This is a genomic window from Bradyrhizobium sp. NBAIM03, assembly GCF_020194055.1.
GTDB lineage: Bacteria > Pseudomonadota > Alphaproteobacteria > Rhizobiales > Xanthobacteraceae > Bradyrhizobium > Bradyrhizobium yuanmingense.
In genome coordinates this window covers 1-23275 of sequence record NZ_JADYVS010000011.1, presented here as the reverse complement: position 1 = coordinate 23275, position 23275 = coordinate 1, and the positions used below count along the sequence as shown (strand labels likewise).

The window sequence follows — 23275 nt, the reverse complement described above, 5'->3', positions numbered from 1 at the left end:
TCCGGCGCGGGGGGCTCGTCGCTCACTCTCTGTCATTCCGGGGCGATGCGCAGCATCGAACCCGGAATCCATCGGGCGGCAGCACCCGCGGGACAATGGATTCCGGGTTCGCACCTTTCGGCGCGCCCCGGAATGACGGCGGGGGGCGTCGGAGCCCCTATTACAGCGTCGGATCGAGCCGATCGCGCAGCCAGTCGCCGATCACAGAGACCGCCAGGGTGGTGACCACGATGGTCGTCGCCGGCGCCAGCATGATCCAGGGGGCGCGGGTCAGATATTCCCGGCCGTAGCCGACCATGTTGCCGAGGCTGGTCATCGGCGGCTGCACGCCGAGGCCGAGGAAGGACAGGCCTGACTCCATCAGGATCACCTCGGGGAACACGAGCGTGGTCGAGACGATCAAGGTCGAGGCGATGTTGGGCAGGATGTGCCGGAGGTAGATCCGCGACGGCGTCGCCCCTAATTGGCGGACGGCGGCGGCGTAGCCCTGCGCATTGGCGGAGATGGCAAGGCCCCGCGCGATGCGGGCGTAGCGCTCCCAGCCGAACAGGCCCATCAGCCCGACCAAGAGCGGCAACGAGTTGCCGAAGAAGGCGAGCACGGCCAGCGCCATGATCAGGAAGGGCATGCTGGCCTGGAAGTCGGTCAGCATCAGCACGAGCTGCTCGACGAACCCACGAAAATGCGCGGCGAGGAAGCCGAGGGTGGTCCCGACCACGGCCGAGATTGCGGTCGCGCCGAACGCGATCAGGAGCGAGATGCGGATCGAGACGAGCAGCCGCGACAGCACGTCCCGGCCAAGCTCGTCGGTGCCAAGCCAGTGCGCGGCATTGCCGGGCGCAGCAAGCCGGTTGCGCAGGTCGAGCTGCGTGAAGCCGTAAGGCGCGATCTTCTCCGCAAAGGCCGCGATCAGCAGCATCGCGACGATCCAGGTGATCGCCAGCGCGACCGAGACCGGAATGGCCGGCAGGCTGAAGCGGCGTGAAAACGCCTTGCTATCCTTCAGGGTCGCGTCGGTCATGCATGGGCTCCCTTGCTGCGCAGGCGCGGGTCGAGGAAGCCGTAAAGGAAGTCGACGATCAGATTGGACGTCACCATGGTCATCGCAACCAGCAGCAATATGCATTGCACGACCGCGAGATCGCGATTGGCAACCGCCACGACAAGAAGCCGCCCTACTCCCGGCCAGGCGAACACGCTCTCGACCACGACCGCGCCTGCGATCAGCGTGCCGACCATGAAGCCAAGGATGGTCACGGTCGGGATCGCCGCGTTCGGCAGCGCATGCGAGGTCACCACCTTGCGCCACGGCACGCCTTTTGCGGATGCGGTGCGGATATAGGGCTGGCCCAGCACCTCCAGCATGGCGCTGCGGGTGAAGCGCGCCAGCACCGCCGCGCCGCCGAGGCTGAGCGTTGCGATCGGCAGGATGGCGTGGCGCCAGCTGTCCTGCCCGCCCGAAGGGAGCCAGCCAAGCTGCACGGCGAAGATCAGCACCAGCAGCAGCGCCAGCACGAAGCTCGGGACGGTAAAGCCGGCGACCGCCGTCATCATCACGGCGCGGTCGATTCCCGAGCCGCGATGCAGCGCGGCGTAGATGCCGGCGGGAATGCCGAGCGCCACCTTGAAGAAGAACGCCGGCAGGGTCAGCGCCAGCGTTGCCGGGATGCGTTCCAGCACCAGCTCGATCGCGGGCCGGCCGTCGCGCATGGAGCGGCCGAGCTCGCCCTTGGCGATGGCGCCGAAATAATCGAAGTATTGCGCCCAGATTGGATCGTCGAGGCCCCAGGCCTTGCGAAACGCCGCGAGCACCTCCGGCGGCGCCTCCGGTCCCAGGATCATCAGCGCGGGATCGCCTGACAGCCGCAACACGACGAAGGCGAAGGTCACGACGAGCACGATCGTGAGCGCGGCGCGTCCGATCCGAATGGCGAAATAACGTCCCATCACGCGGCGTCCCGTGTCGCAGCGCCGGCGACGAGATGGCAGGCGACCTGCCTGTCGCCGCCGACGGCGGACAGCGCCGGCACCTCGCTCGCGCAGCGCGCGATGGCGCGCGGACAGCGCGGATGGAAGGCGCAGCCCGTGGGGCGCGCGGCCGGATTCGGCGGATCGCCCGACAGCACGATCCGGCCCGCACTGCGGCGGCCCGGCGCGGGCGAGGCCGAGACCAGCGCCTGGGTGTAAGGATGCTCGGGCCGCGCGAACAGATCGTCCGCGCTGCCGATCTCGACGATGCGGCCGAGATACATCACGGCGACGACGTTGCTGATCTGCCTGACGACGCGCAAATCGTGGCTGATGAAGAGCAGCGTCAGCGACAGCTGCGCCTGGAGATCGCAAAGCAGGTTCACCACCTGCGCCTGGATCGAGACGTCGAGCGCGCTGACCGGCTCGTCGCAGACCAGGAAATCCGGTTTCGTGGCCAGCGCCCGCGCCAGCACGATGCGCTGACGCTGCCCGCCGGAGAGCGCGCCGGGATAGCGTGCGCCATGCGCCGGCGTGAGCTCGACGGCGCGCAGCAGCTCGCGGACGCGCTCGTCGCGCTCCGCCGGCGTACCGAGGCCGTGAATGTCGAGCGGCTCGCGGATCTGCGTTGCAACCGGCAGCCGGCGGTCGAGCGCGCCGAGCGGATCCTGGAAGATCATCTGCATCCGCGCGCGCTGCGCACGCCACGCCGTCGTCCCCGGCGCGGACATCGGCTTGCCGTCGAACCGCACTTCGCCGCTGTCAGGCGGCTCGAGGCCGAGCACGATGCGGCCCGTCGTGGACTTGCCCGAACCGGATTCGCCGACGAGACCGAGCGTCTGGCCCCTTGGAATCGTCAGCGACACGCCGTCGACGGCATGCACGGCCGCAGCTCTCCCGAACATTCCGGAGCGCATCGCATAGGTGCGCGAGATCGCGGAGACCTCGACGAGCGGCGGACTCATTCGGCGGCCATCCCGAGCAGCGCGCGGCGCGAGGTCTCGGCACGGACGCAGGCGACGCTGCGATCATCGGCGATCGGCGCGAGGGGCGGCGCCGCAAGGCCGCATGCTTCCGCGACAAGCGCGCAGCGCGGCGCGAAGGCGCAGCCGCCGGGCATGTGCGCAGGATCAGGCACCGTGCCGGGAATGGCGGTGAGGCGCCGCCGCGGACCATCGAGCGGCGGCAGCGCGCCGATCAATCCTTGCGCGTAGGGATGCACGGGATCGGCGAACAGCTGGTTGCTCGGCGCCTGCTCGACGATACGGCCGGCATACATCACCGCGACGCGGTCGCAATTCTCCGCGACGACGCCGAGGTCGTGGCTGATCAGCACTATGGCCATGCCGAGCTCGCGGCGGACAGTTGAAAGCAGCTCCAGGATCTGCGCCTGGATGGTGGCATCGAGCGCCGTGGTCGGCTCGTCCGCGATGAGGAGATCGGGATTCCCGGCCAGCGCCATCGCGATCATGATGCGCTGGACCTGGCCGCCGGAGAATTCGTGCGGATAGGCCTCGAGCCGGCGGCCAGCGTCGGGAATGCCGACGAGATCGAGCAGCCGCCGCGCCTCCGCCTTCACGGCGTTGCCTTGGAGATCGCGATGCAGCGCCAGCGCTTCGCAAAGCTGCCTGCGGATGGTCAGCACCGGGTTGAGCGCGCTCGCCGGATCCTGGAAGATCATGGCGATGCGCCCGCCCCTGACCTGATCGAGCTCGGCGGCCGGCGCGCCGAGAATCTGGCGCCCGTCGAGCCGCACCGAGCCAGAGACTTGCGCATGGCGCGGCAACAGCCCCAGCGCGGCGAGCCAGGTCACCGATTTGCCGGAGCCGGACTCGCCGACGAGGCCGACGGCCTCGCCCTTCTGCAAGGCAATGTCGATGCCGCGCAGGACCGGCACGCCATTGAAGCCGACGCGCAAGTCCTCGATGCTGACCAGCGGCTTCACCTTCAGACCTCGAAATTGCCGGCGCGGAAATCCATCGCGAAGGCGGGCGCTGCCTTCCACTTGATCGATTTCGGCTTGGCCGTGAAGGTCGCGTTCTGGTGCAGCACCGTGTAGGCGGGATCTTCGCGCTCGGCGATCTCGAGCATGCGGCGGAACGCCTTCTTGCGCGCGGCCCGGTCGGTCGAGGTCTCCAGGAATTCGGAGAGCGTGTTCAGCTCGGCATTGGTCCATTCGCCGATCTGCTGCTGCTGGCCGTTCGGCCCGTGCTGGGCGACCAGCGACGACACCGGATCGTTGAAGGCGGCCGAGTTCGACCAGTCGCGCACGGCGCGTGCCGGCCCGCGCTCCATGATCTGCGACCAGTTCTCCTTGGTCTCGATCTGCACGTTGAGCCCGACCGATTTCCACATCTCGACCAGTATCTGCGCGGTCGCGACCTGGTTGGTGTAGTAGTTGTTGAGCAGGCGGTACGGGATCGGGTCGCCCTTATAATTGGCCTGCTTGAGCAGATCCTGCGCCAGCTTCGGATCATAGGCCGGCACGTTCCAGTCGGCGTTGAACATGTCGCCGTAGAATTCCCATTGCAGACCCTTCGGCACACGGGTGCGGCCGGCCCACAGGCTGTCGACGATCGCCTGGCGATCGATCGCGTGAGTGAAGGCGCGCCGCACCAGCGGATTGGCGAGCACGGCGTGGTTCTTGTCGAACACGGTAAGGCGATGATTCTGAATCGTGCCGCCCTGCACTTCGAAGGCGGAATTCTTCTCGATGCCGGCAATCTGGTCCGGCGGGATGTCGCAGGCGAACTGGTATTCGCCCGAGAGCAGTCCGTTGATGCGGCTCGCGACCTCAGGCACTTCGAGGAAGCGGATGCGCTTGAGCGGCGGCCGGCCGCCCCAATATTCGTCGTGGGCTTCCAGCGTCAGCGAGACGTCGGGCTTGAGCTCGACGACCCTGTAGGGGCCGGTCGTCACCGGCTTGCGGGCCCAGTCGAGATAGCTCGCCGCCTCTTCCCAGGCGCGGCGGTTCATGATGTCGGAGCCGTAGCGCGACAGCCGGCCTTCGATCGTGACGTCGGGCGTCGCGTTGTAGAAGCGCACCGTGTACTTGTCGACGGCATCGACGCGCACCAGGTCCGGCCAGATGCGGCGGGCGACCGCGGGGACGTCCGGCGGCAGCTCCTTGCCCGGGCGCGGCGTCGGGATCTTCTCGAACGCCTTGATGGTGGAGCGGTTTTTGGCCTCGGTCTCGCCGAACATGCGCTCGCGGCTGAAGGTGAAGACGACGTCTTCCGCCGTGAGCTCGTCGCCATTGTGGAACTTGACGCCCTGGCGCAGCTTCACCTCGACGGTCTGGTCGTCGATGCGGCGCCATTCGGTGGCAAGGCCCGGCACAGCTTCGAGCTTGCCGCGCCAGTTCTTGGAGATCAGGCCTTCCCAGATCGAGGAGAAGAACACGCGCTCGCCGACATTGGACTGCTCACGCAGCACGTCGAGCACGTTCGCATTCGTGACCTTCTGCACCGCGACGGTCACGGAGGGACGGTTGTCGCCTTGCGCGATGGCAAAGCGAGGCAGCAGCAAGGTGCTTGCGGCCGCGCCGCCGGATTTCAGGATGGTGCGACGGGTGAGCTTGCTCATGATGTGACCCTGCCCTTTGTGATTGCGGTTACTCGGCGAGACCGAGCGCGGCGAGATGCGCCGCGCCCTTGCGGACATCGTCGTGGTTGCGGAGTTCGAGGATCAGCCGCGGATTCGACGTCAGCCGTCCTAGCGCGCGGAATACGGCGACCCAGGGAATGTTGCCCTCGCCCGGCGCCCAGTGCCGGTCGGCAAAGCCGTCGGTGTCCTGCAGGTGCACATGCGTCAGCATGTCGCCGGCGGTCTCGACGTAATAGTCGACCGGCGGCGCGCCGGTGGAGATGTGGGCGTAATTGGCGTGGCCGGTGTCGAGCGAGACACGGACCTTGCTGCTTTCCAGCGCCTTGGCGAGGCGCAGGCGGTCGCGCGGATCCTTATCCTCGATGTTCTCGATGACGATCTCGCAGCCGATCGTCTCGGCACGCGCAATCACCTCCGCGAGCGTCGCCTTGACGCGCTCGACGATATTGGCGCGATTGTCAGGATAGAGATCGAGATTGTTGTGGTCCCAGGTCGTGAACGGCGAGTGGATCACCATCTGCGTCGCGCCGAGGAACTCGGCGGCGTCAAGGCCCTGCAACAGGCGCTTGGTCACCGCCTGGCGGATCATCGGATCGTGGCTGTCGATCTTGAAGCCCCAGAACGGACCATGGATGCCGAGCCGGCCGGTGTGCCCGGTGAGCATCTGCTTGATCTCGCCGGCGGTTGCGCGCCAGTCGCTATCGAGCAGATCGGCGCGGAAGAAGTCCTGGATTTCCAGATCGCGCTGCTTTTCGAGAAGCCAGTCACGATGCGCGGGGATCGATTTGATGGACAATGCGGCGCCCAGCACCGGCTTCGACATGGCATGCTCCTTCGTCGTCAGCGATGACGGGAGCAGCGCTAGACCAGTTCAATGACAGGCCCGTGAAATGCGCATTCCGCAGCGTGGACGAGATGTGGACATCCTGCCCGCGCGTGCTGCGGTTCAAGCAAAAGCGATCGCTCCGAGCGATGCCGAATGGGCACATGGCAAGCGCCATCGTGTCCGTAGTGATCCGGAATGGAATCCTAGCCGTCTTTCGCGTACATCGCGGGACATCGATCGGCGGCCACTTCCACGGGCATCACCCTCTGATCGCGCTACATGGGGTTGGGGGACCACATGGGGCGGGGGATTGAAGGCTGGGGCAAGGTGACGAGGTCCGGACTCCTAGGCACTCCGGACCTCGAAACTTTTTAGATTGAACGCAGCAACGCGCCGTCCGGTGGGGCATCCGGGCGGCGCGTTGTCGTTTCAGAGCCTCTTTGTTTCGGCGCTTAGCGTGTCTGCGGCTCCAGCGTCACCGTGCAATCGCCCTGCCCTTGCGTCGCGACCACGATGTTGCCCGCGGGAGCGCCGAGAGCGATCGGCGTGGACGAGCCGCCGCCAGGCATCTGGACGATCACGCTCAGGGAATCGGTGCGCGCAGTCGAGCCCACGGTGGTCGGCTCGGCCTGAGCGACGTTGCCGGAGGCATCACGTCGCATGATCTGGCAGTTCACCATGTTGTTTCCGCCGGCCGCCGCCATGCCTGACGACGAGGAGGTGCTGCCACCCATTTGGGCCCGGGCCCGCGACGGATCGCGGGGTACCTGGCTGACGATGCGATGCGAGCGCGGCTCCACGATAATGACCTCGTCTTCCGTCGTGAAATATTCGTAGCCCCGATATGCAGGCTCGATCGAGACGATCTCGGGCGGCAGCCGATGCAGACGCACGCGCGAGGGAATCGTTTCGCCAACCCGGATCGAGATGTTCAGATTGCGCTCCGGCTGCGCCAGGCGTGCGCGGCTCACCGTTTCGGAGATCCGCACCTGCCTCTCGGTCGTCACCTGGGCCTGCTGGTTGACCTGCGTGTTGGTCTGCGTGGTCTGATTGGCCTGGTTGGTCTGCGTGCCCGTGGAGCCGGGCGCGGTCTGTGCGTTGTTGGTCGGTGCCGCGCGGCTGGTATCCGTCGCAGTGGCCGGCTGGTTGCTCTGTTGCTGCTCGGCGGCACTGCGCGGCGGCTGGGCCTGGTTGCGCTCGTTCTGGTTGGCTGTAGCTCCGGTGCGCTCGTTCTGCTGGCCAGCCGGACCAGTCGTCGGGCCAGTCTTGGATCTCTCGGATTCGGCGGTTGATTTCTGCGGCGCAGCCTTGTCCTGCGCAGCCTTGTCCTGCTTGGTTTCCGCACCGCTCTTGCCCGCATCGCGTCCGGGCTTGGTGCTCTCGGCCTCCCGGTTGCGATCGCGCGAAGGCTCACGAGAGTCTTGTGCCTGGTCCCTCGCCTTCGGTTGATTGCGCTCCGAGGCCGTCGCCGGCTGGCGCTTGTCGTCACTTGCCTCGCTCTTGGCAGCGCCGCCTCGATCCTCGCGGCCTGCGCCCTGAAGCCGCTCTTGGGCGCCTTGCGCGCGCTCTTGAACGCGTTCTTGAGCCGCACCACCGCGCTGCGGAGAAGCGCCCTTGGCCGGCTCCTCGGTCCGTTTCGGCTCGTCCCTGCGCTCACCGGGCGCCTGGGCATAGGCAAGGCCGGATGCGAGCATGAGCCCGACGGCCGCAGTCGATAACATCAAATGTTGACGCATGGTCCCTCTCCTCGACAATTCGCAACAATAAACGCGAACGTTCTGTTCGTACGAAGGTTCCTGAGCAGGAACGCAGTCGTGGAGGTGAGCCAATCAAGTCGCCATTACATCGCATCCTTCAGCGTCAGCCGCGCCGTGAACGTCACGCTGGTCTTGCCGACCAGCGCCATGCCTTCGACTTCCGCACCGCCGGGGAAATAGTCGCCGGAAAAGCCGCAGGTGACCTCCCTGCCGCCGAATGCGAGCGTCCTGCCGACCGCCTCGGTGTGCTGATTGACGATCATGTCGCCCCGCCACTTGCCGTTCCGGAAGGTGTAGCTGCCGGTGTAGTAGAAGTAGCTGTCGCCGCCCATGATGCGGCCGTCGCTGAGCACGACCACGCCCCTGGCCTGCCCACGCTTGCCGTCCCGCATCTCGATGTCGAAGATGTAGAGGCCGTTGACGACCCTGGCCTCCTCACCCGCTTCCGCTTCATCGCCAGCTGACATCCGATCATCCCCACCGATCCGCTGCCCCGATCAGTTCGGCACGTTCCGCTCGAGATCCTCGAGCCATGCCGCTGCACTCGAATCCGAGGGCGCGCGCCAATCGCCACGCGGCGACAATGAACCGCCGGCCGAGACCTTCGGCCCGTTCGGCATGGCCGAGCGCTTGAACTGGCTAAAGGCGAAGAAGCGGCGCAGGAACACCTCGAGCCAGCGGCGGATATCCGGCAGGTCATAGGCCCGGCGCCGATCGCTCGGGAAGGCCGGTGGCCATTCGCCCTTGGCAACGTCCTTCCATGCCTGAAGCGCCATGAAGGCGATCTTTGACGGCCGCATGCCGAAGCGCAGCGTATAGAACAGGTTGAAGTCCTGCAGCTCGTAAGGTCCGACGGACGCTTCCGTGCTCTGCGGCTTCTGGCCGGCCTCGACGGGCACGAGTTCCGGCGAGATCTCGGCCACAAGGATCGAGCCAAGCGTCCGGTTGACGTCGTCGCTGAACTGCTTGGAGGAGATCACCCAGCGGATCAGATGCTGGATCAGCGTCTTCGGCACGCCGGCGTTGACGTTATAATGCGCCATCTGGTCGCCGACACCATAGGTGCACCAGCCGAGCGCGAGCTCGGAGAGATCGCCGGTTCCGATCACGATGCCGCCGTGATGGTTGGCGAGCCGAAACAAATAATCCGTGCGCAGGCCGGCCTGCACGTTCTCGAAGGTGACGTCGTAGACCTTCTCGCCCTTTCCGAAGGGATGGCCGATATCCTTCAGCATCTGCGTCGCCGTGGTGCGGATGTCGAGCTCCTGCCAGCTCGTCTGCAACGCCTTCATCAGCGCGAGCGCGTTGGTCTTGCTCTCGCTGCCGGTGGCAAAGCCCGGCATGGTGTAGGCCAGGATGTTCTCGCGCGGCAGGCCGAGCAGGTCGACCGCCTTGGCGGCGACGATCAGGGCGTGGGTGGAATCGAGGCCGCCCGACACGCCGATCACCACGCGCTTGGTACCGGTGGCGCGCATGCGCTGCACCAGCCCGGCGACCTGGATGTTGTAGGCCTCGTAGCAGTCCTGCTCGAGCAGGCTCTCATCGCTCGGCACGAATGGAAAGCGCTCGACCTTGCGCAGGAAGCCGATATCGGCGGCCGGCGGCTTCAGGGCAAATGTCACCTTGCGGAAAAATGCCTCGCGCTGCCGCCGGTTGTCGTCGAACGTTCCCATCAGCGCGCGCTCCTGCCGGAGCAGGTCGAGGTCGACGTCAGCCAGCGTGATCTGGCCGCCCTGGCGGAACCGCTCGCCCTCGGCCAGCAGCACGCCGTTCTCGTAGATCGAGGTCTGACCGTCCCAAGCGAGATCGGTGGTGGATTCTCCGGCCCCGGCCGCGGAATAAACGTAAGCCGCGAGGCAGCGCGCCGAGGTCGATTGGCACAGCAACGCGCGCGAGCGCGCCCGGCCGATCGTGATCGGGCTGCCCGAGAGGTTGATCAGCACGCTCGCGCCCGCAAGCGCGAGCTCCGAGGCCGGCGTCACCGGGATCCACATGTCCTCGCAGATCTCGACGCCAATGGTGAGGCCCGGAACGTCCTCGGCCGCGAACAGGAGATCAACGCCGAACGGCGCATGCAGGCCGCCAAAGGCGATGGTCTCACCGGCGATGCCGGCGCCGGAGGCGAAATGCCGTCCCTCGTAGAACTCGCGATAGGTCGGCAAGTAAGATTTCGGCACGACGCCGAGGACGTTGCCGCGATGAATGACGACGGCGCAGTTGTAGATGCGATTGCCGAAGCGCAGCGGCGCCCCGACGATCAGGACCGTCATCAGCCCCGCCGAGGCCGCAACGACGCTTGCAAGCCCGCGCTCGACCGCATCAAGCAGCGGATCCTGCTTCACCAGGTCCTCGATCGCATAACCGGACAGGCACAGCTCGGGAAACACCGCGACCGCGACCGACTGCTCATGGCAGGCATTGGCCGCCGCCAACACGGCCTTCACGTTGGCGCTGGGATCGGCGACGTGGGAGGTGGTCACGCAGGCTGCCACGCGCGCAAATCCGTGGGCGTAAATCGAGTGGAAAGTCATCGAGCGCAGTACCCTCAAATCTCTCGCCGGCGGCCACCGCCGTCAGCTCCGGTCATATTTAGCCCATCGATCTGGCCCCGTGCAGGCCATCCGCCGTCATGCATAACGGATTTGCGCCCCATCCGGTCCAGTGCCGGCGAGGTCAGGCGCTGCGGGCCAGCACGCCGGGCAGATCGCCGCGCAGCCACCCGGCGATCCGGGGCCAGGCATGCGCATGGGTGCGCGCGCCCATGAACAGGCCGAGGTGGTTGCTGGGCTCGGATGCCGCTGCAACGAAGGCAGGTGGCGTACCGACGAGCCCCGCGGTGGCCAGCGCTTGCGTCGCTGGCACTACATCGTCGTCGAGGCCGGCGAGCAGGAAGATCGGCGCCTTGACGTCCTTCAGATCGATCGGGCGCCCGAGCGCGACGAAACGGCCCTCGGCGATGCGGTTCTCCCGGAAGATCGCGTTGACGATCTCGAGATAATAAGTGCCCGGCAGGTTGAGCGTCTCGGTGTTCCAGCGGTCGAACCGCGCCAGCAGCTCGGAGCCCTGCTCGTCCGAGAGATCCCGCTGCAATGCCGTCCTGATATCGTCGTTGTCAGGGGTTTTGGACCAGAAGCGCAGCATCTCCTCGCCGCTGACATTGCCGCCGCCGCGCGCGACGAGCTGGTCATAGACCAGCTCGGGCGCGTTGCGGGCGAGCCGGGCCAGCGAGGACTCGATCGACAGGTCCACGGGAGCACCGACCAGAACCAGCCGCCGCACCTTGCCTGGAAAGCGCGCGGCATAGAGCAGCGACAGCCACCCGCCCTGGCACAGCCCGACGAGATCGACCGGCGCGCCGATCTCGTCGATGGCGACGTTGAGATCGCCGAGATAGCTGTCGATCGAGAGATAGCGCATGTCCGGCGTCGCTGACCGCCAGTCGGTGAGATAGATCCGGTCGATGCCGCCGTTTTGCAGCGACTGCACCACGCTGTGGCCTGGGGCGAAATCGGCGATCAGGGCCCGGTGCAGCGCATAGGGCGCGCAGACCAGCGCCGGCTGGCCGGACCGGGTCTGCGAGCAATCGCGCAAGTCCATCGTCGGGAGCTCCAACGCAACGCGGCTCGGCGTCGTCCATGGCAGGCTGCTGTCATCCTGTTGCTCGGGTGCCCGCTCCAGCCACCAGAAGCAGGCATCCATGGCGAGCTGCGCTGCCGCAAACGGCCAGAGCCGTGGATCATCATGAGCCTGGGCTGACCTGCGTGGCGGTTTGGAGGTCTTGTCCACCATGGCTACCTCGACATCCTCACAGAAACGCCTCGAGGCTCACGACGGCAATGCCGAGGTCCCGAAAACTCCGATGGGTCGCCGCGACCGAGCCGTCGAGATCGATGCCGCGACAGGCATCCTCGATGACGGCCACCTCCAACCCTGCCTTGCGCGCATCTTCCGCCGAGAAGCGGACGCAGAAGTCCAGCGCCAGACCTGCGACAAAGACGGTCTTCAGCTCGCGTTCGCGCAAATAACCAAGCAATCCGGTCGGTGTCCGATGGTCGTTCTCGAACAACGCCGAATAGGAATCGATGCCGCGGCGAAAGCCCTTGCGCACCACGAGGCTTGCCCGTGTCACGTGGAGATCGCGATGAAATTCCGCGCCGGCCGTGCCTTGCACGCAATGCGTCGGCCACAGCACCTGCCGGCCATAGTCGAGCTCGATGGTCTCGAACGGCTGCTTGCCGGCATGGTTCGGCGCGAACGAGACGTGGTCGCTCGGATGCCAGTCCTGGGTCAGCACCAGATTGGCGAATTTTTGGGCGATCCTGTTGATGGCGGGCACGACCTTCTCGCCACCGGGAACGGCGAGCGCCCCGCCGGTGCAGAAGTCGTTCTGCACGTCGATCACCAGCAACACGTCGCGGTCGGAAATCTTCATCGCCGTCCCATTTCGATCTGCCGGGCGCGACGGCGCCGGGCGACCACCTCAGTGTCGGCCTTCCCGCGCGGCTTCGCAACCACTGGCACGCGCGGCAGCTGCGCGAATTGGTCACCGTGGCCGCCACGATGCAACGGTTTGACCTCGTCCGTGTTGACTAGGCGCACCCAAGGGCAGATTCTCGCACCGCCCGCGCCAGGCGGATCGGGTCGAAGCAGCGGAGGACAGGGCTGCCAGGGCCTGAAGGTCGTGGCGGCGATGAGGCCATGAATATCGGCAAGACCGGAAAAATTCTTCTCGCCGATATCGGCGGCACCAATGCGCGCTTCGCGCTGAGCCCGAGCGGTCAGACCGGACCGATCGACTATGTCAAGGTCGCCGACTTCCCGACCGTGCGCGAAGCCATCGCGGACGTCTTGGCGCGCCGGTCCAACGGCGAGCAGCCCCATCGCGCGGTGCTGGCCGTGGCGGGTCCCGTCACCAACAATCGCTGCGTCATGACCAACAGTCCCTGGGTCATCGACGGCAACGAGCTGCAGTCCGCGCTCGGCTTCGACAGCGTCCATGTGCTGAACGATTTCGAGGTGGTGGCCTGGTCCCTGCCTGCCTTGGAGCCTTCAGACCTGGTCCCACTCGGCGGCGGCGACGGCCTGGCCGGCGAGCCGTTGCTGGTCGTGGGGCCTGGAACCGGATTTGGTGTGTCCTGCCTGGTCGACCGCCATGGTTCGCGCCTGGCCGTCGTTACCGAGGCTGGACATGCGACCCTGCCGGCGGAGAACGAGCGCGAGGAGCGCGTGATCGCCTGCTTGCGGCAGCGCCTCGGCCATGTCTCGATCGAGCGCGGTGCCCTCTCGGGCTCGGGGCTGCAAAACCTGTATGAAGCGTTGGCTGAGATCGACGGCGTCCAGGTGCCGCATCGCGATGCCGCCGGGATCACCAAGGCGGCCCTGGAGAACAGCTGTCCGGTCAGCCGCGCGACGCTCGAAATGTTTTGCGCCATCCTCGGCTCGGTCGCCGGCAATCTCGCGGTGACCTTCGGCGCCCGCGGCGGCGTCTATGTCGCCGGCGGAATCGTGCCGCGCTTCCGCGAGTTCCTCGCCGCCTCCGCTTTCCGGGCGCGCTTCGAAGCCAAGGGACGGTTCCGGGATTATCTGCGCAACATCCCGACCAGGCTCGTGATCAAACCCGATGCGAGCTTCCTCGGCCTGACGATGTTTGCCGAGCACAATTCTGGCTGAGGGCGCCCCCGCGGCGAGTTCCCGTCATGCACAGCTGATTGCGGCACATCTGCGGTTCCACGCAGGTTCGTGCTTGCCTACCTGTTCCCGATGAGAAACAATCTGTCCGTGTGTGGCGTAGTTGCGGGGGCGTGACATGCGTAAGCAGGATTCGGGTTTCGACTATCACCGCTATCACCGCCTGTTGCGCGAAGCGGACAGCGAAGACAAGCGGCTGGCGCTCATCGAGCTCCTGATCGAGGAAAAGGCCCGCGACCAGCTGGCCGCCCAGCGCGCTTCGGATCGCGCGGCCATGACGGCTCATACCATTGCCAGGGTGCTGAGGAACGGCCGCAACCCTGCCGGTTGAGTCCTTCCCGCCAGGCGGCAAAAGCGCGATCGGTCAGCTCGGGATAGTGGCCGACGGCTCCGGAAACATCGAGTCGATCATCGCCTTGAGCTGATCCATCGCGATCGGCTTGCGCAGGATCGGCCTGCGCCGGAGCAAGGACGGCAGCAGTTCCGGACCGTAGCCTGTGGCGAACAGAAACGGTTTTCCACGACGTTCGATCAAATCGGCGACGGGGTCGACATAGACGCCCATCAGATTGATGTCGAGGATGGCCAGATCGTACTGCGCGGTCATGGCAAAGGCGCTGGCGTCGCGCACATTGTCTGCCTCCGCAACGACGTGGTGGCCGAGTTCCTCCACCATGTCGGCGATCATCATCCGGATCAACGCCTCGTCTTCGACCAGGAAAACGGAGAGTCCGTCCGCCATATCAACCCCGCAATCAGCCGTGCGAAGCTAAGCATAACCGAATTGCGCTGTAGATACACGAATTCGTGGCGGGCGCCGTTAATTCACACGCGCCCGAACCGATTCAACTTGATCAATCCAGTCCGCGCTCGTGGCTGAGGCGCACCATTGCCTGGATGAACACCTGCTTCTGCTTGTCGTCGAGGCTGGAAAAGAGCGGCTCGGCGGCATCGGCGACGTTGCGCTGATCGCCGGCGCGATCGATCAGGAACTGGGCCTCGTTGCGCATCTGCTCGATGATGTCGTCGGGCGGATCGCGCTTGGCGCGCGCAATCCGCAGGTTGAGCCGCTCTGCGCCATTATGCCCAAGGTAGTGCATCGCGCTTGAGAAGCCGTACCAGTGCTTCTCCTGATCCGGCGTGAGGTTCAGCTCGCTCTTGATCCGCTCGATGTAGGAATCGCTGTTCGCGACGATCTGCTCGGCAGTCAGCTGCGGCGCACCGGGCTGGGTCAGAACCGTGACTTCCTTGTTGTCTTTACCCTTGTTGTCCTGCGGCGCGTTCTTCGCCTCCTTGGTCGCCTTGGCGCTCTTGCCCTTGGCGCTTTTGCCATCCTTGTCTTTGGCCCCGCCCTGCTGCTTGGAATCCTTAGCCGCGTCCTTGCCGGCCTCCTTGGGCGGCGGCGCCTGATTGCCGGTGTTGGTGTTGCCGACACCGAGCACGCCGGTGAAAACGCCAACCACGCCACCGATGGCGCCACCGAGCACACCACCGACCGGACCTGCCGCCTTGTTGCCGGCTGCGGCGCCTTCCTGAACGCCCTTGACCAGACCTTGAGCATTCGCCACCGCGCCGGCCCCGAGCAACAGCGCGAGCATAGACCCCAGCGCCAGGCATCGCCGCAGATGAAGCCGCGCTGGTGCCGCCGGTTTGATCATTCTCGTCTCCATCATCGATCTGGCCTGTCAGCGAGGATCAGCCGCTAGGCGCAACTCTATCGTTTCCGCCGCTTCGAGGTCCAGACGTGGCCGATTGCTGTCCACGCCCGAAAGGTCTTTCACGCGAAGCGGTTATCCAGCCTCTTGCGAAACTGAGGCGCAATTGCGCACGGCAGCGTTCGAGGCCGTTTGGCGCGAAGTGTGCGTCGCAAAAAAACACCGTGCGCTGCGCCTGTGGCCCTATCGCCTTGCCAGACGTTGCGACCTTTCCGGGCACAACATGAGTTTTGGACGCGGAGCCGTTCGGCTTTCTCGACAGACGCGATCAATCATGATCTGATCGCGCTACCAATTTGCTGCGACAGGCGTGAATTGCCCACGCGGGCCGACGGCACCAACAAGAAAATCGACAACAAGAACTCAAGAAAGAAGTCTCAGAGGAAACTCCAACAACAACACCCAAGCGAGGAAACGAGATGTCACGCAAGACACTGACGCGACGTCAATTTGTGGCTGCCACTGCAATGTCCTCCGCGGCGCTGATCTCGGCGCCCTATGTCCGGGGCGCTTACGCCGCCGGCAAGCTCTCGATCGGCTTCTGGGACCATTGGGTGCCGGGCGCCAACAAGGCCTCGACCGAGCTCGTCAACGAATGGGCGGCGAAGGAGAAGGTCGAGATTTCCATCGACTACATCACAAGCCAGGGCAAGAAGATCGAGCTCACCATCGCGGCCGAGGCGGCGGCGAAGTCAGGTCACGATGTCCTGGCGATGCCGACATGGTGGCCGCACGCCCATGCCGAACTGCTCGAGCCGGTCAATGACATCATGGAGCCGATCATCAAGCAGAACGGCGACGTGAACGGCACCGTCAAATATCTGGGACGGGCCGGCAACAAATGGCTCGCGGTGCCCGCAACAATCGGAAGCCAGATCAAGGGGCCCTGCTCCCGCATCGATCTCCTGAAGAAGTTCGCCAATATCGATATCCAGGAAATATATCCGGCGGGCAGCCAGCCCAAGGCCGACAACTGGAACATGGAGACATTCCTGAAGGCGGCCGAGGCCTGCCAAAAAGGCGGCGTGCCCTTCGGCATCGGCCTGGGCGAGACCACCGACAGCACCGACACTGCCGGCGCCATCTTCCAGTCGTTCGGCGCTGAGCTGGTCAATGCCAAGGGCGATCTCACGGTGAAGACGGACGCGGTTCGCCAGGCGCTCGAATTCTACAAGAAGCTTATCGCGGTCCTGCCGCCCGACGTCGCCGCCTGGGATGACGCCTCCAACAATAAGTGGCTGATCTCCGGCAAAGGCGCGCTGATCATGAATCCTCCGAGCGCGTGGGCGGTCGCCAAGCGCGACGCGCCGCAGGTCGCCGAGCAGTGCTGGACCCACGGCATGCCGTCCGGTCCGAAAGGCCGTTATGCGCCCTACCTGCCTTATTTCTGGGGGACCTGGAGCTTCTCCAAGAACAAGGAAGCGGCGAAGAGCCTGCTCACGCATCTGTCGCAGCCGTCATCGATCGAGAAGTTCGTGGCCGCGAGCGGCGGTTACGACCTGCCGGCCTACGCGAACATGACGACGCTGAAGACCTGGCAGGAGGAAGGGCCGCCGAAGGGCACCCTTTATCACTACCCCAATCCCCACAATCACCAGACGCTGTCGATTGCTGCCTCTCCTGCTCCGCCCAAGATCGCCCAGCAGATCTATGCGCAGGCCACGCTGACCAAGATGTGCCTCCGCTACGCGCAAGGCGAGAAGATGGAGGCGACGCTCGCTTGGGCGGAGGGTGAGTGCGAAGGCTTCATGCGAAGCTGAGACAGAGACCGGCGGCTCACGCTGGACGTGAGCCGCCCGGTCTGGCTGCCGCCACAAGCTTCAATTTCTGAAGCCGGTTCCGCCGGCTTCCGTGCGAACGATCCTGCGAGGAAGATGCATCATGGCTGATGCCGTAGTTCGGCAACCCGGCGTCGCCCGGCCTGCGAGCGCCCGAAAACGTGCAAGCCTGCACAACGCCCTCAGGCGGAAATCGACCGTGGCGTTCCTGATGACGCTGCCGCTGATCCTGCTGATCACGCTGCTCGTGGTCTATCCGGCCTTCTATTCGCTGCATCTGGCAACGCTGAACAAGTCGATGCAGAAGTTTGTAGGCTTCGGCAATTTCGAGTTCCTGTTCAGGCGCGACACATTCTGGCTGGTGGTCAAGCAATCCTGCATCTTCGCCATCACGGCCGTGGTCTTCAAGGCCCTGATCGGATTCGTCGTCGCGCATTTCGTTCACAACATTCCGGCCAAGGGCCAGCGCAAATGGCGCGGCATGCTGCTCGTGCCCTGGGTGATCCCGCCCGCGATGAGCACGCTTGCCTGGCTCTGGCTGTTCGACCCGTCCTACAGCGCCTTCAATTACACACTTGCATTCTTCGGTATCGGGCCCATCCCGTGGACCGGCGACGCCGCCTGGGCGCGTTTCGCCGTGATCCTGGTCAACGTCTGGTATGGCGCGCCCTTCTTCATGATCATGTATCTGGCCGCCCTAAAATCGGTGCCCGATCAACTCTACGAGGCCGCCGCCATCGACGGCGCCAATTGGTGGCAACGCATCTGGTATGTGACGCTGCCGATGATGCGCAACATCATCGCGATCACCACGCTGTTCTCCCTCATCGTCACCTTCGCCAATTTCGACATCGTGCGCATCCTGACCGCGGGAGGCCCGCTGGATCACACCCATATCTTTGCGACATGGGCGTTCCGGGTCGGCATCGAGGGCAGCGACATTCCGCTCGGCGCCAGCGTCTCGCTGTTCATGGTGCCGATCCTGGCGGTCGCCGCAATCTTCATCCTTCGCGACGTCAACAAACGCGGGAACGAAGCCTGATGAGCACCATGACAATCGACAAGGCCGGACCGCGCCGCAACGTCAAATACGGCAGCATGAGCCGCGACCGCGCCTGGGCGCTGCGCTGGTCCTACTTCTTCCTGGTGCTGTTTGCGATCTTCTCGCTGACGCCGCCACTCTACATGCTGATCACCTCGCTGAAGAGCAGCGCCGAGATTTCGGCGGCGACCAACCCTTGGTGGGTGTTCCATCCGACGCTGGACAACTATGCCGAGCTGCTGACGTCCAACCAGTTCCTGCGCTTCTTCTGGAATTCGGCGTGGGTCTCGATCATCGTGGTGACCCTCACCATGCTGATCAGCGTGCCGGCCGCGTTCGCGCTGGCGCGCATGAAGTTCTGGGGCTCGGCGACACTCGCCACCGGCGTGTTCCTCACCTACCTCGTCCCCGACAGCCTGCTGTTCATTCCGCTATTCAAGATGTTCGCGCTGATCGGCGACTGGACGGGAGTCCAGCTGATCAACAGATGGTACGTGCTGCTCTTCATCTATCCGACGCTGACGGTCCCGTTCTGCACCTGGATCATGATCGGCTACTTCGCCTCGATCCCGAAGGAGCTCGACGAGGCCGCCATCATCGATGGAGCGTCCTGGTTTCAGACACTGACGCGGATCTTCATTCCGGTCGCGCTGCCCGGGCTGATTGCCGCGACCATCTTCGCCTTCACCGTATCCTGGGCGCAATTCCTCTATCCACTCGTGTTCACGACCTCAACGGACCAGCTCGTTCTGCCGGTCGGCATCATCACCACGCTGATCAAGGGCGACGTCTTCAATTGGGGACAGATCATGACCGGCGCGCTGCTCGGAGCCGCGCCGCCGCTCATCATCTACGCCTTCCTGATGGACTACTACATTGCCGGCCTTACTGCCGGTGCGACAAAGGGTTGAAAGCGAGGGGTTGAACTGAAATGGCCGACGTTTCCTTGCGGAAGGTAGTCAAGCGTTACGACGATGTCGAAGCCGTGCGCGGCATCGACCTCGACATCGCCGACCATGAGTTCATTGTGCTGGTCGGCCCCTCCGGCTGCGGCAAGTCGACCACGCTGCGCATGATCGCAGGCCTCGAGGACATCAGCGACGGCGACATCATGATCGGCGGCGATATCGTCAACGACGTGCCGCCGAAGGACCGCGACATCGCCATGGTGTTCCAGAACTACGCGCTCTACCCGCATATGACGGTCGCGGAGAACATGTCGTTCGGGCTGCGGCTGAAGCACTATCCCAAGGCCGAGATCAAGGCGCGGGTGACCGAAGCCGCCCGCCTCCTCGACATCACCGATCTGATCGACCGCAAGCCGAAGCAGCTCTCCGGCGGCCAGCGCCAGCGCGTCGCCATGGGCCGCGCCATCGTGCGCAATCCCAAGGTCTTCCTGTTCGACGAGCCGCTGTCCAATCTCGACGCGAAGCTCCGCGTGCAGATGCGGATCGAGATCAAGAAGGTGCACCAGAAGGTGCGCACCACGACGGTCTACGTCACCCACGACCAGGTCGAGGCGATGACGCTGGCCGATCGCGTCGTTGTCATGAACAAGGGCAAGATCGAGCAGATCGGCACGCCGAACGAGCTCTACCACAAGCCGGCGACGCGCTTCGTTGCCGGCTTCATCGGCTCACCCGCGATGAACTTCATCCCGTGCCGGCTCGAGGATGTCGGCGGCACGCTTCAGCTGCGCCTCACCGACCGCCTCGCCTTCGCGCTGCCGCCGGCCCGCGCCGCGCGCTACAACGCGCTGCCACGCACCGACAAGCTGCTGCTCGGCCTCCGTCCCGAGCATCTCACCGAGTGGCATGCGCATCTGGCGCCCGGCGTCGAGACTTTCGACACCGTGCTCGACGTCACCGAACCGATGGGGATGGAGACGCTGGTCTATTTCGGGCTCGAGGGCACGCCGGTCTGCGGCCGCGTCGATCCCAATGCCGGCGCCAAGGACGGGGCACCCATGCGCCTGGCGATGGACCTCAACAACATGCACCTGCTAAATGAGGAGACCGGCGTCGTGTTGTGACGCCGCGATCCAAGAAAAGCGAGCAGGCAGGGGAGCGATGGCGACCAACAAGAAGAAGATTTTCGTTACGCAGACTTTGTCGCAAGGGGCTCGCGCCCTCCTCACCCAGCGGGACGATATCGAGCTCGTCGAGTTTCCGAACCTGATCTCGGCGAAGGATTTCGAGGCCTTGTTGAAGAGCCATGCGCCGGTCCATGGCGTGGCGCTGGGCGCCACCGCCTTCGGCGAGACCGAGCTCGAGGCCGCGCGTGACATGAAGGTGGTAACCCGCATCGGCGTCGGCTACGACGCCGTCGACGTGCCCGCCCTCTCCCGCCGCAAGGTGCCGCTGATGGTCGCCGGCAGCGCCAATTCGCCCTCGGTTGCGGAGGCGGCGCTGTTCATGATGCTGACGCTGGCCAAGCGCGCGCAGGAGCTGCATTCCTGCGTCAAGGAGGGCACCTGGGCCGACCGGCTCGGCATGCTGCCGTTCGACCTCTACGGCAAGACCGTGCTGATCATCGGCTTCGGCCGCATCGGCAGCCGCACAGCGAAGCGCTGCCTGGCGTTCGAGATGAAGGTGCAGGTCTACGATCCCTACAAGGACGCCGCCGACATCAGGGCGGCCGGATGCGAGCCGGTCACCGACCTCGATGCCGCGCTGCCTCACGCCGACTTCGTCACCATCCACTGCCCGAAGACGCCGGAGACCGTCGGCCTATTCGATGCCGACAGGATCGGCCGCATGAAGGATAGATCCTACCTCATCAATACCGCGCGCGGCGGCATCGTGAAGGAAGCGGCGCTCTATGACGCACTGACGTCCGGAAAGCTCGCCGGCGCCGGCATCGACGTGTTCGAGGTGGAGCCGCCGCCGGTCAGCAACGCGCTGTTCGCGCTGCCCAACGTCATCATGGCTCCGCACGTGGCCGGCGTCACGGTCGAGGCGGTGAGCCGCATGAGCGAGCAGACCGCGCGCAATATTTTGAGCGTGCTGGACGGCGATCCCATCAGGCAGAACGTCATCAACCAGGACGTGCTGGGCTGAGATTATGGAAGGTCAGCGGCTCACCCCGCCGCCTTCGGAACGCCAGAAAGCGTCCCATTTTGGTGCAGATCGGGCCCCAACTCAGCCTTAATCAAACGCGCGTAATGGGCTTGAAACGCGGCGGCGGTGGGACAGACTGGCCGGCGCGGCGAGCTGGAGGATGGACCCTTGTCAGAGATCGACCCGACCGACCACGCGCTGGCGACCATCGCCAGCATCCTGGAGCACCCCGAGCCCGTTCTCGTCATTCGCCAGACCGAGACCGAAATCGTGGTCGCCGGAGAGCGTGAGCACATCGCGTCTGACGAGCCGCCGATCGTGGACGAGCATCCGGTGATCGACGAGCATCCCGTGGTCGAGGAGCAGCCGCTGGCGCCGGAGCACACCGATGCCGATGGCTACAGCAAGGTTGGTCCCGGACCCATGGTCGCGATCCGTCTGAAATGGACGGTCCATCGCGGCGATGACGGCCAGTACTACGTCCACGAGACCATCGGCGAGCAATCCGCGCCCGTGGTCAGCGGTCCCATGACGAGCGAGGCCGCGGTGCGCTTCGTCGACACCCAGCAAGACGAGGCGCAGCGGCGCTTCGAGCTGCTGCGCAGCGAGATCGCCGGCCGCAGCTCGCTCGCCGATTACGAACGCAAGGGCGAAGCGTAAGACCTCACTTCCTGCCGAGATAATCCTTCTTCACCAGCTCGACGCCGGCGTGCCGGAGCAGGTCGTAGGCCGTGGTGACGTGAAAGAAGAATTGCGGGACGCTGAACGTCAGCAGCAGCGTCCGCCCGGTGAAGGGCAGCTCGGTGCCGTTCTTCAATCTGAAGAAGACATTCCGATCCGCCGCCACGTCGATCTCCGCGCGCGGCAGGCTCTCGATGAACTCGATCGACGTCGCTATGCGCGCCTGCAGCCCGGCCATGTCATGCTCCAGCGCCGGCAGCGTCACCGGCTCGCACTGCGCCAGCAGGGCCGGCGCGACCGTGGCATGGCGGCAGGCCTCGCCGACCTGCTGGGCGAGGTCATACATGTTCGGCGCAAGGCGCATGCCGAGCAGAATCGCCGGATCAAACTTCCGGGCCTCGGCACATACGCGACGCCCTTGTCGAGCAGCGCCGACAGGTTACGCAAATAGGGCACGAACAGGCCGACCGAGGCCTCGTAGATCGAGATCGTCACTTCAAGGATTCCCTTCGATTTCTGCCTTCCGAAAAGTTGTCCGCTTTTCGGTCGACCAGTGGCTGCACATTGCCATGGAATACGGCGCCTGCAAGAAGATCTGCCCGGCCTGGTTCGATAAGGCCGTGTCCTTCCGTCGCTTTGCCTCGCCAAACTTTGGACCGGCTCCGGGCCTATTGAACCCGGAACCGCCGGGAGACGACTCACACCAACGACAGTGATCTAGATCACTTTTTGCAAGCGAGCCGGCGCGTAGCGTCGGTGCGGGGACCACCTGTTCAGGAGACGGAAATGAGGAAGCTGTTGGCCACGGCCGCATTCCTTTTGGCGAGCACTGCCGCGCAGGCGCAGTACACGTTTGAATATGGCGGGCGCACCATCCGCATCGATCCGGACCGCGGCACGGTGCAGATCCCCGGCGTCTACGACAACACAGGCCAGAATAAGCCCAAGAAGGCCAAGAAGAACGAGACGGCGCCGCAGCAGGCTACGGTCGACCCGCAAGCGCCGGCTGCTCCGGCCCCAGCCCCCGCTCCTGCTGAAGAAGGGCCTGCGCAATGTGTGGATGCGCGGCGCGCGTCCGTTGCGGCCGGGCCTGCCGCGGCTGGTGGGACCGGCCTTCACGCTGCGCTTCGTGCCGGCGCGCGAGGATCTGGCGAC

At 65.1% G+C, this 23275-nt stretch carries 21 protein-coding genes and 3 pseudogenes; 10 read left to right on the top strand and 14 right to left on the bottom strand.

The genetic code is table 11. The features are described from left to right. Positions 1-160: 160 nt before the first annotated feature. The 11 genes from I6F21_RS18250 to pncA all read right to left on the bottom strand — a co-directional run bounded on the left by I6F21_RS18250 (position 161) and on the right by pncA (position 12589). Positions 161-1021: an ABC transporter permease gene (locus I6F21_RS18250; RefSeq protein WP_225137325.1), complete on the bottom strand. Its 861-nt coding sequence runs from the start codon at positions 1019-1021 to the stop codon at positions 161-163. Continuing rightward, entirely contained in the window at positions 1018-1947 is a 930-nt protein-coding gene (locus I6F21_RS18245; protein WP_225140899.1) for an ABC transporter permease, read from the bottom strand. Before I6F21_RS18245 ends, I6F21_RS18250 begins: the two co-directional genes overlap by 4 nt. After that, positions 1947-2933 (bottom strand): oligopeptide/dipeptide ABC transporter ATP-binding protein, encoded by a 987-nt coding sequence (locus I6F21_RS18240; RefSeq protein ID WP_225140901.1) that lies wholly within the window; start codon positions 2931-2933, stop codon positions 1947-1949. Before I6F21_RS18240 ends, I6F21_RS18245 begins: the two co-directional genes overlap by 1 nt. Further along, positions 2930-3913 carry an ABC transporter ATP-binding protein gene (locus I6F21_RS18235; RefSeq protein WP_225140903.1) on the bottom strand — a complete coding sequence of 328 codons (984 nt, stop codon included), beginning with the start codon at positions 3911-3913 and terminating at the stop codon, positions 2930-2932. Before I6F21_RS18235 ends, I6F21_RS18240 begins: the two co-directional genes overlap by 4 nt. Positions 3914-3915: 2 nt before the next feature. Continuing rightward, a complete protein-coding gene (locus I6F21_RS18230) occupies positions 3916-5553 on the bottom strand; it encodes an ABC transporter substrate-binding protein (RefSeq protein WP_225125360.1) in 1638 nt (545 codons plus the stop codon). Positions 5554-5581: 28 nt separating this feature from the next. After that, positions 5582-6397, bottom strand: a complete 816-nt coding sequence (locus tag I6F21_RS18225; RefSeq protein ID WP_225140905.1) for a sugar phosphate isomerase/epimerase family protein — start codon at positions 6395-6397, stop codon at positions 5582-5584. 455 nt (positions 6398-6852) lie between these two features. Then, positions 6853-8136: a DUF1236 domain-containing protein gene (locus I6F21_RS18220; protein WP_225143749.1), complete on the bottom strand. Its 1284-nt coding sequence runs from the start codon at positions 8134-8136 to the stop codon at positions 6853-6855. A gap of 104 nt (positions 8137-8240) precedes the next feature. After that, positions 8241-8624 (bottom strand): GrlR family regulatory protein, encoded by a 384-nt coding sequence (locus tag I6F21_RS18215; RefSeq protein ID WP_036012369.1) that lies wholly within the window; start codon positions 8622-8624, stop codon positions 8241-8243. Positions 8625-8654: 30 nt separating this feature from the next. Further along, positions 8655-10688 carry an NAD(+) synthase gene (locus I6F21_RS18210; protein WP_225143747.1) on the bottom strand — a complete coding sequence of 678 codons (2034 nt, stop codon included), beginning with the start codon at positions 10686-10688 and terminating at the stop codon, positions 8655-8657. A 142-nt stretch (positions 10689-10830) separates the two neighbouring features. Further along, positions 10831-11946, bottom strand: a complete 1116-nt coding sequence (locus tag I6F21_RS18205) for an alpha/beta fold hydrolase (RefSeq protein ID WP_036028075.1) — start codon at positions 11944-11946, stop codon at positions 10831-10833. Positions 11947-11962: 16 nt separating this feature from the next. Further along, positions 11963-12589 (bottom strand): bifunctional nicotinamidase/pyrazinamidase, encoded by a 627-nt coding sequence (pncA, locus tag I6F21_RS18200; protein ID WP_036028076.1) that lies wholly within the window; start codon positions 12587-12589, stop codon positions 11963-11965. A gap of 266 nt (positions 12590-12855) precedes the next feature. Here pncA and glk point away from each other — a divergent pair, with 266 nt between their 5' ends. Further along, a complete protein-coding gene (gene glk / locus I6F21_RS18195; RefSeq protein ID WP_225143745.1) occupies positions 12856-13827 on the top strand; it encodes a glucokinase in 972 nt (323 codons plus the stop codon). Positions 13828-13963: 136 nt separating this feature from the next. After that, entirely contained in the window at positions 13964-14176 is a 213-nt protein-coding gene (locus I6F21_RS18190; RefSeq protein WP_036039656.1) for a hypothetical protein, read from the top strand. A gap of 33 nt (positions 14177-14209) precedes the next feature. Here I6F21_RS18190 and I6F21_RS18185 read toward each other — a convergent pair whose 3' ends face one another. Together I6F21_RS18185 and I6F21_RS18180 are read right to left on the bottom strand one after the other, a co-directional pair. Continuing rightward, positions 14210-14587 carry a response regulator gene (locus I6F21_RS18185; RefSeq protein WP_036012398.1) on the bottom strand — a complete coding sequence of 126 codons (378 nt, stop codon included), beginning with the start codon at positions 14585-14587 and terminating at the stop codon, positions 14210-14212. Positions 14588-14699: 112 nt separating this feature from the next. Beyond that, positions 14700-15503: a Spy/CpxP family protein refolding chaperone gene (locus tag I6F21_RS18180; RefSeq protein ID WP_109143715.1), complete on the bottom strand. Its 804-nt coding sequence runs from the start codon at positions 15501-15503 to the stop codon at positions 14700-14702. Between the two features lie 476 nt (positions 15504-15979). Between I6F21_RS18180 and I6F21_RS18175 the strand changes: the two genes are divergently transcribed. The 6 genes from I6F21_RS18175 to I6F21_RS18150 all read left to right on the top strand — a co-directional run bounded on the left by I6F21_RS18175 (position 15980) and on the right by I6F21_RS18150 (position 22099). Beyond that, positions 15980-17320, top strand: coding sequence for an extracellular solute-binding protein (locus I6F21_RS18175; protein ID WP_036012401.1), 1341 nt, complete (start codon positions 15980-15982; stop codon positions 17318-17320). Between the two features lie 121 nt (positions 17321-17441). After that, positions 17442-18380, top strand: coding sequence for a sugar ABC transporter permease (locus I6F21_RS18170; protein ID WP_036012404.1), 939 nt, complete (start codon positions 17442-17444; stop codon positions 18378-18380). After that, on the top strand, positions 18380-19291 hold the full coding sequence (locus tag I6F21_RS18165; RefSeq protein ID WP_036012407.1) for a carbohydrate ABC transporter permease: 912 nt from the start codon (positions 18380-18382) through the stop codon (positions 19289-19291). Before I6F21_RS18170 ends, I6F21_RS18165 begins: the two co-directional genes overlap by 1 nt. Positions 19292-19311: 20 nt before the next feature. Further along, entirely contained in the window at positions 19312-20412 is a 1101-nt protein-coding gene (gene ugpC, locus I6F21_RS18160) for a sn-glycerol-3-phosphate ABC transporter ATP-binding protein UgpC (protein ID WP_036012409.1), read from the top strand. A 37-nt stretch (positions 20413-20449) separates the two neighbouring features. After that, positions 20450-21439, top strand: a complete 990-nt coding sequence (locus I6F21_RS18155; RefSeq protein WP_225138492.1) for a hydroxyacid dehydrogenase — start codon at positions 20450-20452, stop codon at positions 21437-21439. 168 nt (positions 21440-21607) lie between these two features. Continuing rightward, positions 21608-22099, top strand: a complete 492-nt coding sequence (locus I6F21_RS18150; protein ID WP_036028083.1) for a hypothetical protein — start codon at positions 21608-21610, stop codon at positions 22097-22099. Between the two features lie 4 nt (positions 22100-22103). Here I6F21_RS18150 and I6F21_RS18145 read toward each other — a convergent pair. Next, a pseudogene (locus I6F21_RS18145) lies at positions 22104-22603 on the bottom strand (DUF1993 domain-containing protein). A 303-nt stretch (positions 22604-22906) separates the two neighbouring features. Here I6F21_RS18145 and I6F21_RS18140 point away from each other — a divergent pair. Together I6F21_RS18140 and I6F21_RS39040 are read left to right on the top strand one after the other, a co-directional pair. Beyond that, positions 22907-23152, top strand: a pseudogene (locus I6F21_RS18140) (DUF2147 domain-containing protein); the annotation flags it as partial. Beyond that, positions 23148-23275, top strand: a pseudogene (locus I6F21_RS39040) (ribonuclease activity regulator RraA); the annotation flags it as partial. The pseudogenes I6F21_RS18140 and I6F21_RS39040, both read left to right, overlap by 5 nt.

What these genes read in the sequence shown, in the direction of transcription:
- I6F21_RS18190 (WP_036039656.1), top strand. Translation starts at nt 13,964, where the DNA reads ATGCGTAAGCAGGATTCGGGTTTCGACTATCACCGCTATCACCGCCTG.
- I6F21_RS18225 (WP_225140905.1), bottom strand. Translation starts at nt 6,397, where the DNA reads ATGTCGAAGCCGGTGCTGGGCGCCGCATTGTCCATCAAATCGATCCCC.
- I6F21_RS18220 (WP_225143749.1), bottom strand. Translation starts at nt 8,136, where the DNA reads ATGCGTCAACATTTGATGTTATCGACTGCGGCCGTCGGGCTCATGCTC.
- I6F21_RS18170 (WP_036012404.1), top strand. Translation starts at nt 17,442, where the DNA reads ATGGCTGATGCCGTAGTTCGGCAACCCGGCGTCGCCCGGCCTGCGAGC.
- I6F21_RS18230 (WP_225125360.1), bottom strand. Translation starts at nt 5,553, where the DNA reads ATGAGCAAGCTCACCCGTCGCACCATCCTGAAATCCGGCGGCGCGGCC.
- I6F21_RS18215 (WP_036012369.1), bottom strand. Translation starts at nt 8,624, where the DNA reads ATGTCAGCTGGCGATGAAGCGGAAGCGGGTGAGGAGGCCAGGGTCGTC.
- I6F21_RS18155 (WP_225138492.1), top strand. Translation starts at nt 20,450, where the DNA reads ATGGCGACCAACAAGAAGAAGATTTTCGTTACGCAGACTTTGTCGCAA.
- I6F21_RS18175 (WP_036012401.1), top strand. Translation starts at nt 15,980, where the DNA reads ATGTCACGCAAGACACTGACGCGACGTCAATTTGTGGCTGCCACTGCA.
- I6F21_RS18240 (WP_225140901.1), bottom strand. Translation starts at nt 2,933, where the DNA reads ATGAGTCCGCCGCTCGTCGAGGTCTCCGCGATCTCGCGCACCTATGCG.
- I6F21_RS18210 (WP_225143747.1), bottom strand. Translation starts at nt 10,688, where the DNA reads ATGACTTTCCACTCGATTTACGCCCACGGATTTGCGCGCGTGGCAGCC.
- I6F21_RS18180 (WP_109143715.1), bottom strand. Translation starts at nt 15,503, where the DNA reads ATGATCAAACCGGCGGCACCAGCGCGGCTTCATCTGCGGCGATGCCTG.
- I6F21_RS18245 (WP_225140899.1), bottom strand. Translation starts at nt 1,947, where the DNA reads ATGGGACGTTATTTCGCCATTCGGATCGGACGCGCCGCGCTCACGATC.
- ugpC (WP_036012409.1), top strand. Translation starts at nt 19,312, where the DNA reads ATGGCCGACGTTTCCTTGCGGAAGGTAGTCAAGCGTTACGACGATGTC.
- glk (WP_225143745.1), top strand. Translation starts at nt 12,856, where the DNA reads ATGAATATCGGCAAGACCGGAAAAATTCTTCTCGCCGATATCGGCGGC.
- I6F21_RS18185 (WP_036012398.1), bottom strand. Translation starts at nt 14,587, where the DNA reads ATGGCGGACGGACTCTCCGTTTTCCTGGTCGAAGACGAGGCGTTGATC.
- I6F21_RS18165 (WP_036012407.1), top strand. Translation starts at nt 18,380, where the DNA reads ATGAGCACCATGACAATCGACAAGGCCGGACCGCGCCGCAACGTCAAA.
- pncA (WP_036028076.1), bottom strand. Translation starts at nt 12,589, where the DNA reads ATGAAGATTTCCGACCGCGACGTGTTGCTGGTGATCGACGTGCAGAAC.
- I6F21_RS18250 (WP_225137325.1), bottom strand. Translation starts at nt 1,021, where the DNA reads ATGACCGACGCGACCCTGAAGGATAGCAAGGCGTTTTCACGCCGCTTC.
- I6F21_RS18205 (WP_036028075.1), bottom strand. Translation starts at nt 11,946, where the DNA reads ATGGTGGACAAGACCTCCAAACCGCCACGCAGGTCAGCCCAGGCTCAT.